Genomic DNA, 15,587 nt, shown 5'->3' with positions numbered 1-15,587 from the left:
AAACCGGAATTCAGGCGCTATCATCGGCCCCAGTCAGAGCATACAGGGGCAGGCCCGATGAAAAGCCGACATCCAGTCCGCCGGCATGTCGCCCGACTCGGACTCATCGGCCTGCTGTTGCCCGCCGCGCTCGGCTCGGCGGCGCAGAGCCTCCCTTCCGTCGCCACGACGCCCGGTGAAAGCGACGACGACGCGATCGAATCCGTCGTGCCGCTGGTCGAACGTCCCGCGATCGTCACCCGCGAGGACGCCGTCAAGCCGGCGCCGATGCAGCCGGTCACCCGGCCCGTTCCGCTGGCCAGCACCTTCGACGTGGCCCTGTTCGAAGCGATGGCCCAGGATCTCGTCGCCAACCAGCGTGTGCCCGGCCTCGCAATGGCGATCGTCCACGACGGCCAGGTGCTCAGCGCGCGCGGCTACGGCATCACCGACGTCAAGTCGGCCGAGCCGGTCGACGCGCACACGGTGTTCCGCCTGGCCTCGCTGTCGAAGGCGTTCGCCGGCACGATCACCGGCATCCTGGTGTCCGAAGGCGCCCTGCGCTGGGACAGCCGCGTCGTCGACTACATGCCGTCGCTGCGCTTCTCCGATCCGCTGGCCGCGCAACAGCTCACCGTCGCCGACGTGCTGAGCCACCGGGTCGGTCTCGGCCGCAACACCTACGATCGCGACATCGAAGGCAACGCCGATTACCACAGCCTGGTGCAGCGCCTCTCGGCCGCGCCGATGACCTGTCAGCCCGGCCACTGCTACGCCTATCAGAACGTCGCCTTCAGCCTGATCAGCGACGTCGTGTTCGCGACCTCGGGCCAGTTCTACAGCGAGGCGGTGTCGCGCCGGATCTTCAAGCCGCTCGGCATGAACGATGCGAGCTACGGCCTCGACGGCATCCAGGCCAGCGCCCGCTGGGCCAAGCCGCACGTGCGCGCCGGCGGTGGCTGGCATTCGCTGATGCCCAAGCCGACCTATTACCGTCTGGCACCCGCCGCCGGCGTCAACGCCAGCATCAGCGACATGGCGCAGTGGCTGATCGCGCAGGGCGGCCATCGTCCCGACGTGCTGCCGGCGCCGCTGCTCGCGACGCTGCAGGCGCCGATCGTCGGCACGCCGCCGGAAATGCGCAACACCTCGTGGCGTCGCGACCGGCTCGATGCGGCCGGCTACGGCCTGGGCTGGCGCGTCTTTGATTACTCGGGCCACCGCGTCGTCTTCCACGGCGGCGCCGTGCAGGGCTACCGCGGCCTGATGGCGATGATGCCCGAGCGCGATCTCGGCATCGTGGTGCTGTGGAACAGCGAGAGCAATCTGCCCTCGGGCCTGATGCCGACGATACTCGACCGCGCGATCGGCCTGCCGCCGCAGCGCTGGCTCGACGTCGATCCGAATCTCGAAGTGCTGCACGCGCAACGCACGCAGTCGCAGTCGCAGCCGGGCACCGGCGGGACCGCGTCGACGCGCGCCAACGCCACGCCGCACTGAGTTTCCGGCACACCGTCGGGGCGCACTGACGCACCGGCGGACCGTCGCCACCATTCCGTTGAACGGGAGTACCCATGCGGGTCCGTCGCCGCGTGCGCGTCGGGCTCGCGCTGACGTCGGGTACCGCACCACGCGTTCCTTGATGCCCTGCCCGTACCCGGCGCAGCCGTGACGCACCCAAAAAAAAACTCCTCCTCCGCCTGGGCACGCGGAGGAAGAGCTTTCAGTGAGCGACCTGGCGGTCGATCAGATCAGCGGCGTCGGGGTCGTGGGGATCACGACCGGGGCGGCCTTCTTGCTGGTGCGCTTGGTGGTCTTCTTGGCGCCGACCTTCTTGGTGGCCTTTTTCGCCGTCCCTTCTTGGTGGCCTTCTTCGCGGTCTTCTTGGTTGCCGACTTCTTGGCGACCTTCTTCTTCGCGACCTTCTTGGTGGCCTTCTTCGCGGTCTTCTTGGCTGCCGACTTCTTGGCGACCTTCTTCTTCGCGACCTTCTTGGTGGCCTTCTTCGCGGTCTTCTTGGTTGCGGACTTCTTGGCAACCTTCTTTTTCGCGACCTTCTTGCTGGTCTTCTTGGCCGGGCTCTTCTTCGCGACCTTGGCGACCTTCTTCGCTGCCTTCTTCACTGCCTTCTTGACCTTGGACACGGCCTTCTTGGCAGCGGACTTGCGTGCGGTTTTCTTCGCCGCCTTTTTGGCGGGGGCTTTCTTTGCAGCTTTCTTCGTGGCCATGAGATGGCTCTCCTCGTCAGTGGACTTGCATGTACAGCTGCCCAGTACTCAAGCGGCAAGCGGGTATCGGACCCACCTGCAACCGCCGACGCGCACCGCGCATCGGATCGGATTCGTCGGACGGGTCGCCGGTCGTCCGGCACCCTCCCGTGGATACAAAAACATCCGCACCGGGCGGTCGGCGCGGATGTCGGATCGAACGACCTGGAACTTTCCTGGCGGAGACGATGCCCGGTCCCACCTTGTGATGCCGCTGGCGGAGGTCCGAGTTGTGCTGCGCCTGTTGTATTGGGTTCGACTCACTCGCTTCTGCGGCAACCGTCTGTTGCCGCGAAACCTAATCACGGTTTTTTCCACTGTCAACACTTCCGCAAAAAAATCTGCGGGCACCAAACACCAGTGTGGCGCGTCGTCCATCGCCACTGCCGCGCACCGTGTCGAAAGCGATCGCACGCACGCACTCCGATGCGCGCGAGGCCAGGAAACGAAAACGCATAAATCAAGGCACTTCATGTGCAAGGCTTCGCGTGCGGGCGGAGTTCCACGGCGCCGCATGCACGAACCGGACGCTGGTGAAAAAAACATCACCGCGCCGTCCGCCACGTAAACGTCGCCCGCGAACGTCGGCGACATTTGCTGCCCGCCAGCAGGGTTTTGCGCGAAAGTGCGCGGCACTTTTCCGATCGACATCGTCGGCGACGCACCGGTCGACGACGACGCGCCCGGCACGCGCCGGCACCTCGCGCGTCGTGGAATCGCAGGTGCATCGCGTGCATGCACGTGCGCATCCGGTGCGGGTGTCGCCCGCCGTCCTCCGACCGTGGCGATGCGTGTCGCCGTGCCCGCCATCGTTCGTGCGACATCCGACCGTCCGGATGCCGCAAACGAAAACGGCGCGCATCCTGCGATGCGCGCCGTCGGCGACCGCGCCGGACCCGTGGGTCCGGACGCCGCCGGTCAGTCCTCTTCGCCGTCCAGCAGCTCGGCGTAATCGTCGGGCGCCAGCATGTCGTTGAGCTGGTCGGGTTCGTCGATCTCGACGACGAACAGCCAGCCCTCGCCGTACGCGTCCTCGTTGATCGTTTCGGGCTTGTCGGCCAGCGCTTCGTTGACCGCGGTGATCGTGCCGGTCACCGGCGCGTAGACGTCCGACGCGGCCTTGACCGATTCGACCACGGCGCAGGCATTGCCCGCCTGGATGCTGTCGCCGACGGCCGGCAGCTCGACGTAGACCAGGTCGCCGAGCAGCCCCTGGGCATGGTCGGAAATGCCGACGGTGACCTTGCCGTCACCTTCGACGCGGGCCCACTCGTGGGACTTCATGAACTTCAGGTCGCCAGGGATTTCGCTCATTGTCGGCTCCGGGAAAAACGTGCGGTCGGGGAAGTGGCGCTAGTGTAACCAAGCCATGCGGCTTGCATCAGATGCCGTCGGCCGCCCGGCCGTTGCGGACGAACGGGAACTTGACCACCCGCACCGGCACCTGGCGGCCGCGGATGTCGACGGCGACATCGCCCGGATCGCCCGCCGGCACGCGCGCGAATGCGATGGCCTTGCCGAGCGTCGGCGAGAACGTGCCCGACAGGATCTCGCCGTCGCCGTTCGCGCTGACGACGGTCTGGCCGTGGCGCAGCACGCCCTTGTCGTCCATCACCAGTCCGATCATCTGTCGCGGTGCGCCCGCGGCCTGCGACTCGAGCAGCGCACGGCCGTTGAACGCGCGGCCTTCGTCGAGGGCGACGGTCCAGCCGAGCGCGGCTTCGTAGGGTGACGTGGTGTCGTCCATGTCCTGGCCGTAGAGATTGAGGCCGGCTTCCAGGCGCAGCGTGTCGCGCGCGCCGAGACCCGCGGGTTGTACGCCGGCGGCCAGCAGTGCGTCCCACAGCGCGACCGCGTGATCCGGATGCACGACGATCTCGAAGCCGTCCTCGCCGGTGTAGCCGGTGCGCGCGACGAACAGGTCACCGTACGCGGTGCCGGCGAGTTCGGCCGCAGCGAAGCGGCCCAGCTTGGTGATGCGCGCTCCCGCCTCGCCGTCGAGCAGACCGGCGACGCGCTCGCGCGCCACCGGCCCCTGCACCGCGATCATCGCCAGTTCCGGCCGCTCGCTGACGTCGACATCGAACGCCTGCGCCTGCGACTGGATCCACGCGAGATCCTTGTCGCGGGTCGCGGCGTTGACGATCAGGCGGAAGAATTCCTCGCCCATGAAGTAGACGATCAGGTCGTCGATGATGCCGCCCTCGGGGGTCAGCATGCAGGTGTAGAGCGCCTTGCCCGGGGCCTTGAGCTTGTCGACCGAATTGGCGACCAACTGCCGCAGGAAATCGCGCACGCGCGCACCGCGCAGGTCGACGACGGTCATGTGGCTGACGTCGAACATGCCGGCCTCGCGGCGGATCTGGTGGTGCTCCTCGATCTGCGAGCCGTAGCTCAGCGGCATGTCCCAGCCGCCGAAATCGACCATGCGGGCACCAAGCGCACGGTGCGCTGCGTTGAGGATCGTCTTCTGGGTCATTGCGCCGGCTCGTTGTCGGAAAGCCGGCATTATCGCAGAGCGCCGGCCGGCGCCCTTGGTTCCGCGACCGGCGCGGCTTCGACCGGACTCAGGCCGGTTCGACGTGCAGGTTGACGCCGTCGGTGCCGACGATGCGCACCGATGCACCCGCCGGCAGATCCTGGCCTTCGACGACCCAGAACGCATCGCCGATCCGCACCCGGCCGCGCCCGGCGATGATCGCCTGCTCCAGCGGCAGCACGCGCCCGATGTGCTGCGACGCGCGGCGGTTGAGCGTGGGGTGGTCGCTCTGGCGCTCGCGACCGCGGAACCAGGTCCGGTAGATCAGCACCGACACGAAGCTCAGGCCGACGAACAGCGCGACCTGGGCCAGCACCGACAGTCCGGGCACGACCAGCGTGACCAGGAACACCGCGGCCGCGGCGAATCCCATCCAGAGCAGGAACGCGCCCGGCGCCAGGGTTTCGGCCGCCATCAGCAGCAGTGCGATCGCGCCCCAGCCCACGACATCCCAGCGCAGCCAGTCCATGTCAGAGGCCTGCGCGCGACGGCGTCGGCGGCGGGGTCACGCGTGTCGGCGGCGCCTTCTGGTTGCCGAGCGCTTCCTTGGCCAGCTCGCCGATGCCGGCGATCGAGCCGATCAGGCCGCTGGTCTCCATCGGCATCAGCACGAACTTCTGGTTCGGCGCGGTCGCCAGTTCCTTGAACGCCTCGACGTACTTCTGCGCGACGAAGTAGTTGATCGCCTGCACGTCGCCCTGGGCGATCGCGTTGGAGACCATCTCGGTCGCCCGCGCTTCGGCCTCGGCCAGGCGCTCGCGCGCTTCGGCCTCGCGGAACGCGGCTTCCTTCTCGCCTTCGGCTTCCAGGATCGCCGCCTGCTTCTCGCCCTCGGCGCGCAGGATCGCCGACTGGCGATGCCCTTCGGCCTCGAGGATCACCGCGCGGCGCTCGCGCTCGGCCTTCATCTGCCGGGCCATGGAGTCGATGAGATCGCGCGGCGGCTGGATGTCGCGGATCTCGATGCGGGTGACCTTGATGCCCCAGGGATTGGTGGCCTGGTCGACGACGTTGAGCAGCTGGGCGTTGATGGTCTCGCGGTTGCTCAGGGATTCGTCGAGGTCCATCGAGCCGATCACGGTGCGGATGTTGGTCTGCACCAGCGCGATCGTCGCGATCTCGAGGTTCGACACTTCATACGCCGCCTTGGCCGCGTCGAGCACCTGGAAGAACACCACGCCGTCGACGCGCACCACCGCGTTGTCGCGGGTGATGACGTCCTGGCTGGGCACGTCGAGCACCTGCTCCATCATGTTGATCTTGCGGCCCACGCCGTAGACGATCGGCACCAGGAAATGCAGGCCCGGTGTCATCGAGTGCGTGTACTTGCCGAAGCGCTCGACGGTCCACTCGAAGCCCTGCGGCACCATGCGCACCGTCTTGAACAGAACGATGACGCCGGCGAACGCCAGCACCACTGCCAGAAACAACCCTGTGCCCATGCCGCTCTCCTGTCGCGTGCGGCGAATACGCCGGTCCGGCCCAGTATAGGCGGCTTGCCGGATACGACAGGGGCAGCGCGGGGCGCATGAACGCGGCGACGCTCAGCGACCGGCGGGCGCGACCCATTCCGCGAACACCGCATCGATCTCGGCGTCGTCCACGCGGCCGCCGTCCCGCACGGTCTGCGCCTGTGCGAACAGCGGCATGATCAGGGCCATGCCGTCGACCTCGGTCTTCAGCCGCACGCCGTCGTCGCTGTCGAGACGCGTCGCCCAGCGCGCGCGCACCCGCGCCCAGTACGCCCGGGTCGCCTCCCAGTACGCGTAGGCCGGCGCGAAATCGATCGCGGTCGTGCGCCGGTAATCGTTGAAGCCGGTCTCACGGGCCAGTTCGCCGGTCACGTGCCCGGCGGCGTCGCGGATCGTCTTGGTGTTGTCCTGCTCGTGGGTCCAGCCGCCCGGCACGATGGTGTGGCGGTTGATCGCGGCGACCGCGTTGTAGTCGCTGCGCTTGGTGTATTCCCGACGCGGCAACGGGCGCCAGCTCGCATCCGAGGTCCAGGTCGACGTGCCGTGCGCGTGCACCCAGCGGCCGGTGCCGCAGTAACGTGGCGCATCGCTGACCTCGAACACGCACTGGGTCCAGGCGCCCTCGATCCGGTCCGCGGGAATGTCGCGCTGGCGCCAGGTCTGGTCGGCGGCGAACTCCCAGCGCCGGGTCGCCTCGAAGGTCCAGTCCTGCCGCCAGTGCTTGACGACATGGCCGCTGTCGACATCGAGCAGCAGGTGCTGCAGCACGATCTTCTCCGGCGTGTCCTCCACGACGACGACGATCTCGTCGCCGCCGCTGCGCTGCGGTTCGGCGCGGCGGTAACCCGGCGCCAGCAACGCGGTTTCGTCGAACGCGAAGCCGATCGTGTAGTCGCCCTGCATTGCGAGGATGGCGGCGCGGTCGGCGGCTGGATCGGAGGCGGCGACTTCGCCGGCCAGCGCGGTGGCGGGCAGCAACAGCGAAGCGCAGGCGAGGCAGACGGAAGGCAGGGACATGGCAGGCTCTCGGGTCAGGGACGGGACGGCCGACGCGCCGGCGCGCCGAGCACGAAGGGACGGTAGACGGACGTCGACGTCGCGCCGGAACGCGCGAGCGCGGCGGCGCGCTGGCAGCAGCAGTCGTCGATCACGCGCGCCGCATCGATGCCGTGGGCGCGGGTGATCCGGCGGACCGCGTCGGCGCCGGTCGCCGAGATCGACGCCGGTCGAGCGGCCGGGTATGCGTGGCGGTCATCCATGTGCGCGCCCGGCGACGGCTCGAACCGCACGACGCTGGCGCGCCATGCATCCCCACGCAACCGGCGCGCCAGGGCCTGCCACAGACGTTCGCCGACGCCGGCGTGCGCGTCGTCGAGGTCGTGGCTCACGCCGGGCAGGCCGGCGGTCAGTCGCTCCCACGCCAGGAAGTCGCTGTCGGGCAACAGATGCAGCTGCCAGTCGCAGGCGCCGTCCGCATCGAAGGCCTGCAGGCTTTCCTGCAACCCGTCGCCATCGACCGCGTGATGCACCTGCATGCGCCAGGCGCGTGACCAGCCCGCGACCGGATCGGCGGCGCGCGCGCGATGCAGGCACAGCACCGCGCCGAGGGCCGCGAGTTGCGCGGTCGTCGGCAGGCGCCGCATCGCGTCCGGCGGTCCCGCATCGCGCGGTGCGAGCCGGGCCATCGTCAGAACGCGACCGACAGATTGACGGCGACCTGGCGCCCCGGCGCGGTGTAGCGCGCCAGGGTGTCGCTGCCGGCATTGACCAGCGGCATGTTGCCGGCCGGCCAGTAGCGGCGGTCCGCGAGGTTGAAGACGCCGGCGTTGAGGCGCGTGCCCGGCGCGAACTGCCAGTGCGCGTAGACATCCAGCACGCCGTAACCCGGCGTCTCGGCGTAGTCGACCGCCGTACCCGACGCCGGCAGGCGGTCGCGGCGCCCGACCACGCGCGCCGCGAGTTCCGCGCCCCAGGTCGCGCGTGCATAGGCGAGTCCCAGCGACGAGGTCAGCGGATCGACGCTCGCCAGCGGCTCACCCGTCGTGCGGTCCTCGCCCCGTGACCATGCCGCAGCGGCGCGCAGGGACCAGCCGTCGAGTGACGCCGCGATCTGCCCCAGCGCCACGCCGGCCTTGAGCTCGGCGCCGTGGATGCGCGCGTCCTCGACGTTCTGCGACTGGTAGACCATCAGCCCGGTCGCCGGATCGATGCCGACGAACCGGGTCGATTCGATGAAATCGTCGTACTCGGTGCGGTAGGCGGTCAGGCTGGCGTGCACGGCGTCGGTGCCGACGCGCAATCCGAGTTCGAGACCGTCGCTGGTTTCCGAGCGCAGGTCGGGATTGGGAATCGCCGTGTAGCCGAACTGCAGATTGGTGAACCCGATGTTGACGTCGTTGTACGGCGGCGCGCGGAAACCGCGGGCATAGCCGCCGAACAGCGATACCGCATCGCTGGCGTGCCAGACGACGCCCAGCTTCGGCGACACGCTGGTTTCGCTGAGCGCCGCGACCCGGGTCGTCGGGTTGTCCTCGCGGAAGATCGCGTCGACCTCGGGCGACAGGCGGTAGTGGTCGACGCGCACCGCCGGCACCAGCCGCCACGCGCCGTCCGCGACTGCGATCTCGTCCTGCAGATACAGCGCCGCCTGCGTGGTGTCGCTCAGCGGGAAATCGCGCACCGGAAAGACATCGGGCAGCATCACCGGCGTGACCACGCCGGTGTCGGGGAAGATGCGCCGGCCATCGCGCTTCTGTCGCGTCTCGGTCCGGCTCACGTCGAGGCCATAGGCCAGGTCATGCCGGACCGCGCCGGTGGCGAAGGCCTTGCGCACGTTCGCCTGCAGCCCATACACGCGCTGGTCGAAGAAGAACTCGCGTTCGCGCCGGTCGCGGATCGCGCCCGCGGCCGTCGGCACCTGCCGGACCTCGACGCTGTCCTGGCGCGTGCGGCTGTCCTGGCGATAGACCTGCCAGTCGAATGCATCCGCCAGCGACGACACCAGCGCGTCGCGCTCGTGCGCGAAGGCGATCCGCGCGCGCGACTGGTGATCGTCGCCGGTGACGTCGAGGTTGGTCGCACCCGTCAGCGCCTGCAGGCCGCGCGAGGTCAGCACCTCGGTGGCGGTGTCGTCCTCGTTGCCCTCGACGGTGAGCCGGACGCGCTGGGTCGGGTCCGGCGCGAACACCAGTTTGCCGAGCACGCTGCGCCCGCTGGTCGATTGCGGATTCGCCTCGGTGCGCGCAGCGCCGTCGCCGCCGACGCGCCCCATCGTCTCCGTTTCCCGGCCCTGGCGGTGCCCGACGGTGACGAGGCCGGACCAGCGCGCGTCGCCGAACGCCGCGGTGGCGCCGGCGAACAGGCCGGCGTTGGCGCTGTCCGCGCCGAGGCGGACACCGAAGTAGGCATCGCGCGCGTCGCCGAGATAGTCCGACGGATCCCTGGTGATGAACGAGACGACGCCGCCCAGTGCGTCCGAGCCGTACAACGAGCTCGACGGCCCGCGCACGACTTCCACGCGCTTGAGCGTGTCGGGATCCACGAAGTTGCGGTTGGCGCTCGAGAAGCTGCCGATCGAGAACGCATCCGGCACCGGGATGCCGTCGGTCTGGATGCGCACGCGGTTGCCGCCGAGCCCGCGGATGCGAATGTCGGACAGGCCGAAGCGGCCGACGCTGTTGCCGACGGTGATGCCGGGCTCGTCGCGGAACAGATCGCCGAGATCGCGGACCAGCCGCGCGTCCATCTGCTCGCGGTCGATGACGTCGACGGTTTGCGGCACGTCGGAGATGGCCCGCTGGGTGCGGGTCGCGGTGACGACGACACGATCGAAGTCGGTCGGATCGGGGGCCGCTTCGGCGGCAACGACGCCGGGCAAGGCCAGGCAGACGGCAAAGGACAACGCGGACAGGCGCATGGGCAGACTCGAATGGCTCGTGGGACGAGACAGGCGAGCTGGCAGACGCGGACGCGACGGCGGGCAGCCTAACGGTGGGGGCGACGCGGCGGTGGCCGCGACGCCGGGCTGCGCGTCGCGCGTGACGGCGCCACGCGCGGACGCGGGATTACTTGGTGAGGATCAGCTTGTCGTTGCGGGTATGCCGCAGGCGGTAGATCTCGTTGCCGTGGCGGATGCGCACTTCGCGCTGGCCCTGCAGCAGCAGGGCGCTGTCGAGATCGCGCAGTTCGACGGGCTCGCCGACGCGCGTCGACAGCTGGTGGACGTTGCCGCCTGTCCGCAGATCGCGGACGGGCGTGGACATGTCCTGCACATGGGAAGCGGGCATCGGCTTATCCTCCAGTCGGGCCACCGATGCTAATGATTCTCATTTGTAAGTCAAGCGCTGCCGGCGTTTGCTTGGCGACGTCGACGACGCACGCCATTCACGCACCCCGTCATGCGGGCCCCGGATGCGCTTTGCGGGAGTGCACTGGCGCGCGACAGGCGCGTCAACGCGCTGGGGTCGCATCCGGTAATGCCCGTCGCGCGCAAGCGCGCTTTCTGCGTCACCGATCGACGCGTGTCTGGGAACACGCGCGGACCCTGGCCACCCGTCATTCGTGCGAACGCCTCGCGCCCGATCGATGGACCTGATTTTCGAACGCGCACGTCCCGAAACAGGCGCCCGCTGCCGGGCCCTCCCTTCAGCCGCAGCTCGCTTCGACCCGGCGCCAGACCGTCTCGTCGAAACGCGTCAGCAGGTCCAGCGCGGTGAGGTTCTCGGTCAGCTGGGCGACCCGGCTCGCCCCCAGCAGCACCGTCGACACGTGCGGATTGGTCAGACACCAGGCGATCGCCAGCGGTGCGGGCGCGACGCCGAGTTCGGCGGCGAGCGCGACGAAACGCGCCGCGCGCTCACCGCGCCGCGCCGTGGCATCGCCGAGCACACCGGCCTGCAGCCAGGCCATGTCCGGCTGCGCCAGGCGGCTGTCCGCGGGCACGCCGGCTGCATACTTGCCGGTCAACAGGCCCGAGGCCAGCGGCGACCAGACCGTCGTGCCCAGGCCCAGGTCCGAGTACAGCGGCGCGTATTCCAGCTCGACGCGGTCGCGGTGCAACAGGTTGTATTCCGGCTGCTCCAGCGTCGGGCCGTGCAGGTGGTGCGCCCGCGCGATCCGGTCGGCCTCGCGGATCAGCGCGGCCGGCCATTCCGACGTGCCCCAGTACAGGACCTTGCCCTGCCGGATCAATGCGTCCATTGCCCAGACGGTCTCGGCGACCGGGGTCTCCGGATCGGGCCGGTGGCACAGGAAGAGATCGAGATGGTCGACCCGCAGCCGCTGCAGCGCCGCGTCGCAGGCATCGCGGATGTGCTTGCGCGACAGGCCCCGCTGGGTGGGCGCCGGATCGGCGGCCGAGCCGAAGAAGACCTTGCTCGACACGCAATAGCCGTCGCGCGGCAGGCGCAGGTCGGCGATGACGTCGCCCATGACCCGTTCCGCATCACCGTTCGCATAGGTCTCGGCGTTGTCGAAGAAGTTGATGCCCGCGTCCCAGGCCGCGGCGATGAGGTTGCGCGCGTCGCTGCGGCCGATCTGCCGGCCGAACGTGACCCAGGCACCGAAGGACAGGGCGGAGAGCTGGAGGCCGGACGAACCGAGACGGCGGTACTGCATGGGATGCTTCCTGTCGAAGACGGGCCGACAGTGTAGGCAGTTCGATTTCCCCGGTCCGTCGTCGCCTGCCCGCCACGGGTCACGTCGCCCGCCGACGCGGATGCGACGCGCTATCCTGCGGCCTGCCGACACACGGATGTCCGATGCGCGCGACCGGCCGGGAACCCACTGGTGTCATCGGCACGCTGCTCGGGCGTGCCGATGAAGTCATGCTCGAACTCGGCGCCGGCGGCGAGTTGATGGTCGCGCGACTGCGCGCCCTGCTGTCGCTGCTCATCCTGCTGCTGCCACTGGCGACCGCGCTCGGCGGCATGCCGCAGCGCGACGTCGTCGCCGGGCTGGCACTGGCCGTCTTCGCCAATGCGATGGCGCAGGTCTGGCTCGCGCTCGCCCGGCGGCCGCGGCGCCACGCCTGGCTGCCCTACGCGACCAGCGCCTACGACATCAGCATGATCACGCTGGTGCTCGGCCTGCTGGCGACCCGCGAACCCGCGGCCGCACTCAACAGCGTCGTCGTCTGGAGCCTGTATCTGCTGGCGATCGCGGTGACCGCCCTGCGCAACGACGGCCGCCTCGCCCTGGGCACCGGCGTGCTGGCCATCCTGCAGTACGGCGCGCTGGTGCTGGTGGTGTGGCTGGCCGTGCCGCGCGAAGGCCTGGTGTCGATCGGCCACGGCGTGGTGTCGCCGGCCGGCCAGATCGAGCGGCTGCTGGTGCTGGTGATGATGACGCTGATCGCCTGCGCGATCGTCTACCGCATGCAGCGGCTGGTCGACCTGTCGGGGCGCGACGGACTGACCGGCCTGCCGAACCGCGCCTGGTTGCTGCAGCACATGCCGCGCGCACTCGACGGCGCGCGGCGGGAAGGTCGCTCGCTCACGCTGGCGCTGATCGATCTCGACAACTTCCGCAAGATCAACGAAGACCTCGGCCCGCGCGGTGGCGACCAGGCGATCCGACGGTTCGCCGCATGGTTGCAGGCGCTGACCGACGACGAGGAATCGCTGGCGCGGATCGGCGGCCAGGAGTTCGTGCTGCTGCTGCGCGGGCCCGTCGGCAGCGCCTGGGAGCGGCTCGACCGGGCGCGGCGCGATCTCGCCGCCAGCGGTTTCCTCACCGACCGCAGCGGCGCGCCACTGCCGATCAGCTTCAGTGCCGGGCTCGCGGCCAGCCCGCAGGACGGCGCCACGCCTTCGGCGCTGCTCGGGGTCGGCGACCGCCGGCTGCAGCAGGCCAAGCGCGCGGGCCGCAACCGGGTGGTGGCGCGCGACGCCTGAACGACGGCGTTTTCACGCGGCCTGTGGTTGCCGGCTGGCGCCCGCTGCACTAGGCTGCGCGACTTCATGAGGGGCTCAGGGGCCTGCGATGGATTTCTTGCTACGGGCCGGGTTCGGCCTGTTGGGTCTCGCGGTCCTGCTGGGCATCACCTGGCTGTGCTCGAACAACCGCCGCGCCGTCGACTGGCGCCTGGTCGGCGTCGGCATCGTGCTGCAGATCGTCATCGCCTGCCTGGTGCTGCTGACGCCGTGGGGCGCGGGCGTGTTCGACGTGCTGTCGAGCGGATTCGTACGCCTGCTGGGTTTCACCACGGAAGGCGCGCGCTTCATCTTCGGCGACTTCAGCGATGCCGGGAAGTTCGGCTTCGTGTTCGCGTTCCAGGTGCTGCCGACGATCATCTTCTTCGCCAGCTTCATGAGCGTGCTCTACCACCTCGGCGTGATGCAGAAGATCGTGCAGACCATGGCCTGGGGCATCACCAAGGCGATGCGCGTCTCGGGCGCGGAAACCCTGTCGGTCTGCGCCAACGCCTTCATCGGCCAGACCGAGGCGCCGCTGGTCGTGCGCCCCTACATCGCCGGCATGACGCCGTCGGAACTACTGACGCTGATGGTCGGCGGCATGGCGACCATCGCCGGCGGCGTGCTCGGTGCGTACGTGCTGCTGCTGGGCGGCAACGATCCCGTGCAGCAGGCGGTCTACGCCAAGCATCTGATCACCGCGAGCATCATGGCCGCGCCCGCGACCCTCGTCATCGCCAAGATCCTGGTGCCCGAGACCCAGGTGCCGCAGACCCTCGGCGAAGTGCGCGTCAACGTCGAGAAGACCACGGCCAACGTCATCGACGCCGCCGCGGCGGGCGCCGCGGACGGTCTCAAGCTCGCGTTGAACGTCGGCGCGATGCTGCTCGCCTTCATCGCCCTGATCGCGCTGCTCAACGCGCCGCTGGTGTGGATGGGTGAGGTGACCGGCCTGCAGAACGCGCTCGGCCGTCCGACCGACCTGTCCGCCCTGCTCGGCTGGACGCTCGCGCCGCTGGCGTGGCTGATCGGCGTGCCGTGGGAAGACGCGGCGACAGTTGGCGGACTGATCGGCACCAAGGTCGTGCTCAACGAGTTCGTCGCCTACGTGCAGCTCGGCGAGATCGTGCAGGGCAACGTGCCCGGCGTGACGCTGGGCCCGCAGGGCGCACTGATCGCGACCTACGCCCTGTGCGGCTTCGCCAACTTCAGTTCGATCGCGATCCAGATCGGCGGCATCGGCGGCATCGCGCCGGAGCGACGCGCCGATCTCGCGCGCTTCGGCCTGCGCGCGGTGCTGGGCGGCTCCATCGCGACGATGATGACCGCGACGATCGCCGGCGTGCTGAGCAGCGTGTCGGGATGAGCGTTTCGCGTGGGCAGGCCGACGTGCGCTGGCACGTCGCATCGGTGCCGGGGTCGTCGCAGTGAGCCAGGTCGTCGTCGTCGGGTCGTTCAATGTCGATCACGTGTGGACCTGCACCCGCCTGCCGCGTCGCGGCGAGACGCTGGGCGGCCTGTACCGCACCGGCCCCGGCGGCAAGGGCTTCAACCAGGCCGTGGCCAGCGCGCGCGCGGGCGCGCGCACCAGCTTCGTCTGCGCACTGGGCGACGATGTCGGCGGCCAGCAGGCGCGCGAGCTGGCCGCGACCGACGCCATCGAACTGCGCGTGCAGCGCAGCCCGCATCCCACCGGCACGGCCGGCATCTACGTCGACGATTCCGGCCACAACACCATCGTCATCGGCGCGGGCGCGAATGCCGACCTGTCGCCCGCCTTCATCACCCGCCAGTCGGACACGCTCATCGGCGCGCGCGTGCTGCTGGCCCAGCTCGAGTCGCCGCTGGGCAGCGTGCTCGAAGCGATGCGCCTCGCGCGCGCGGCGGGCACCACCACGCTGTTGAATCCGGCGCCGGCGAATGCCGACTGCCTGCGCGAACTGCTCGCCGCGGCCGACATCCTGACCCCGAACGAGACCGAGTTCGCCGCGCTGCTCGAACGCCACAGCAGCACCCGCATCGACAGCGACGCGATTGCCGGCAGCGCCGACGCCCAGCTGCATCGCATGTGCCGCACGCTGCTGCCCCGCGGCACCGTCGTTGTCACCCTCGGCGCGGCCGGCGCCTTCGTGTCGCATCGCGAAGACCTGCTGCGCGGCGATGCGACGCCCTACTACCGCGTCGCCGCCGACCGGGTCGAGCCCATCGACACCACCGGCGCCGGCGATGCCTTCAACGGCGCGCTGGCGGCGTCGCTGGCGGCGGGCCGCGCCACGCCGTTCGCCGCGCACGTGCGCTTCGCGACCCGCTATGCCGGCCTGTCGACCGAGCAGACCGGCGCGGCGGCCGGCATGCCGCATCTGGCGAGCCCGGACGCCTGACGCCGCGGCGCGATCACCCCGCTCGCGGCGATCGG

13 protein-coding genes and 1 pseudogene are annotated in these 15,587 nt (G+C 69.7%); 4 read left to right on the top strand and 10 right to left on the bottom strand.

The annotated features are described in order from the left end of the window. Nucleotides 1–57 precede the first annotated feature (57 nt). Nucleotides 58–1,479 (top strand): serine hydrolase domain-containing protein, encoded by a 1,422-nt coding sequence (locus CJ022_RS01290; protein WP_101924897.1) that lies wholly within the window; start codon nt 58–60, stop codon nt 1,477–1,479. A gap of 246 nt (nt 1,480–1,725) precedes the next feature. Here CJ022_RS01290 and CJ022_RS01285 read toward each other — a convergent pair. The 10 genes and pseudogenes from CJ022_RS01285 to CJ022_RS01240 all read right to left on the bottom strand — a co-directional run bounded on the left by CJ022_RS01285 (nt 1,726) and on the right by CJ022_RS01240 (nt 11,873). Next, nucleotides 1,726–2,207 (bottom strand): annotated as a pseudogene (locus CJ022_RS01285) (histone). A 957-nt stretch (nt 2,208–3,164) separates the two neighbouring features. Further along, the gene (gene gcvH / locus CJ022_RS01280) at nt 3,165–3,560 is read right to left on the bottom strand and encodes a glycine cleavage system protein GcvH (RefSeq protein WP_101924896.1); all 396 of its coding nucleotides are present in this window, start codon (nt 3,558–3,560) and stop codon (nt 3,165–3,167) included. Between the two features lie 67 nt (nt 3,561–3,627). Continuing rightward, complete coding sequence (gene gcvT / locus CJ022_RS01275; protein ID WP_101924895.1) at nt 3,628–4,725, bottom strand: glycine cleavage system aminomethyltransferase GcvT; 1,098 nt, start codon at nt 4,723–4,725, stop codon at nt 3,628–3,630. Between the two features lie 88 nt (nt 4,726–4,813). After that, complete coding sequence (locus CJ022_RS01270; RefSeq protein WP_101924952.1) at nt 4,814–5,245, bottom strand: NfeD family protein; 432 nt, start codon at nt 5,243–5,245, stop codon at nt 4,814–4,816. Between the two features lie 10 nt (nt 5,246–5,255). Continuing rightward, a complete protein-coding gene (locus CJ022_RS01265) occupies nt 5,256–6,227 on the bottom strand; it encodes an SPFH domain-containing protein (RefSeq protein ID WP_101924894.1) in 972 nt (323 codons plus the stop codon). Between the two features lie 102 nt (nt 6,228–6,329). Further along, on the bottom strand, nt 6,330–7,274 hold the full coding sequence (locus CJ022_RS01260; protein ID WP_233198540.1) for a DUF6607 family protein: 945 nt from the start codon (nt 7,272–7,274) through the stop codon (nt 6,330–6,332). A 14-nt stretch (nt 7,275–7,288) separates the two neighbouring features. Next, nucleotides 7,289–7,942 carry a Hemin transport protein gene (locus tag CJ022_RS01255; protein WP_101924892.1) on the bottom strand — a complete coding sequence of 218 codons (654 nt, stop codon included), beginning with the start codon at nt 7,940–7,942 and terminating at the stop codon, nt 7,289–7,291. A 2-nt stretch (nt 7,943–7,944) separates the two neighbouring features. Then, nucleotides 7,945–10,173, bottom strand: coding sequence for a TonB-dependent hemoglobin/transferrin/lactoferrin family receptor (locus CJ022_RS01250; protein ID WP_101924891.1), 2,229 nt, complete (start codon nt 10,171–10,173; stop codon nt 7,945–7,947). Nucleotides 10,174–10,321: 148 nt separating this feature from the next. Beyond that, nucleotides 10,322–10,519, bottom strand: coding sequence for a hemin uptake protein HemP (gene hemP / locus CJ022_RS01245; RefSeq protein ID WP_233198551.1), 198 nt, complete (start codon nt 10,517–10,519; stop codon nt 10,322–10,324). A 382-nt stretch (nt 10,520–10,901) separates the two neighbouring features. Continuing rightward, nucleotides 10,902–11,873 (bottom strand): aldo/keto reductase, encoded by a 972-nt coding sequence (locus CJ022_RS01240; RefSeq protein ID WP_101924889.1) that lies wholly within the window; start codon nt 11,871–11,873, stop codon nt 10,902–10,904. A gap of 143 nt (nt 11,874–12,016) precedes the next feature. On the opposite strand from CJ022_RS01240, the gene CJ022_RS01235 reads away from it, so the two are divergent. From CJ022_RS01235 to CJ022_RS01225, 3 genes are all read left to right on the top strand, one after another. Beyond that, entirely contained in the window at nt 12,017–13,150 is a 1,134-nt protein-coding gene (locus tag CJ022_RS01235; protein WP_101924888.1) for a GGDEF domain-containing protein, read from the top strand. A gap of 88 nt (nt 13,151–13,238) precedes the next feature. Further along, the gene (locus CJ022_RS01230) at nt 13,239–14,537 is read left to right on the top strand and encodes a NupC/NupG family nucleoside CNT transporter (RefSeq protein WP_101924887.1); all 1,299 of its coding nucleotides are present in this window, start codon (nt 13,239–13,241) and stop codon (nt 14,535–14,537) included. A gap of 61 nt (nt 14,538–14,598) precedes the next feature. Next, nucleotides 14,599–15,552, top strand: coding sequence for a ribokinase (locus CJ022_RS01225; RefSeq protein WP_101924886.1), 954 nt, complete (start codon nt 14,599–14,601; stop codon nt 15,550–15,552). Nucleotides 15,553–15,587: the final 35 nt, after the last annotated feature.

Origin of the sequence: Luteimonas rhizosphaerae, assembly GCF_002849595.1 — a bacterium.
Classification (GTDB): domain Bacteria; phylum Pseudomonadota; class Gammaproteobacteria; order Xanthomonadales; family Xanthomonadaceae; genus Luteimonas; species Luteimonas cellulosilyticus.
Note: the sequence above shows the minus strand (reverse complement) of the source record. Positions and strands in the feature narration are given on the sequence as shown.

Coding starts and splice junctions, on each gene's coding strand:
- CJ022_RS01290 (WP_101924897.1), top strand. CDS start 58: ATGAAAAGCCGACATCCAGTCCGCCGGCATGTCGCCCGACTCGGACTC.
- gcvH (WP_101924896.1), bottom strand. CDS start 3,560: ATGAGCGAAATCCCTGGCGACCTGAAGTTCATGAAGTCCCACGAGTGG.
- gcvT (WP_101924895.1), bottom strand. CDS start 4,725: ATGACCCAGAAGACGATCCTCAACGCAGCGCACCGTGCGCTTGGTGCC.
- CJ022_RS01265 (WP_101924894.1), bottom strand. CDS start 6,227: ATGGGCACAGGGTTGTTTCTGGCAGTGGTGCTGGCGTTCGCCGGCGTC.
- CJ022_RS01260 (WP_233198540.1), bottom strand. CDS start 7,274: ATGTCCCTGCCTTCCGTCTGCCTCGCCTGCGCTTCGCTGTTGCTGCCC.
- CJ022_RS01255 (WP_101924892.1), bottom strand. CDS start 7,942: ATGGCCCGGCTCGCACCGCGCGATGCGGGACCGCCGGACGCGATGCGG.
- CJ022_RS01250 (WP_101924891.1), bottom strand. CDS start 10,173: ATGCGCCTGTCCGCGTTGTCCTTTGCCGTCTGCCTGGCCTTGCCCGGC.
- hemP (WP_233198551.1), bottom strand. CDS start 10,519: ATGTCCACGCCCGTCCGCGATCTGCGGACAGGCGGCAACGTCCACCAG.
- CJ022_RS01240 (WP_101924889.1), bottom strand. CDS start 11,873: ATGCAGTACCGCCGTCTCGGTTCGTCCGGCCTCCAGCTCTCCGCCCTG.
- CJ022_RS01235 (WP_101924888.1), top strand. CDS start 12,017: ATGCGCGCGACCGGCCGGGAACCCACTGGTGTCATCGGCACGCTGCTC.
- CJ022_RS01230 (WP_101924887.1), top strand. CDS start 13,239: ATGGATTTCTTGCTACGGGCCGGGTTCGGCCTGTTGGGTCTCGCGGTC.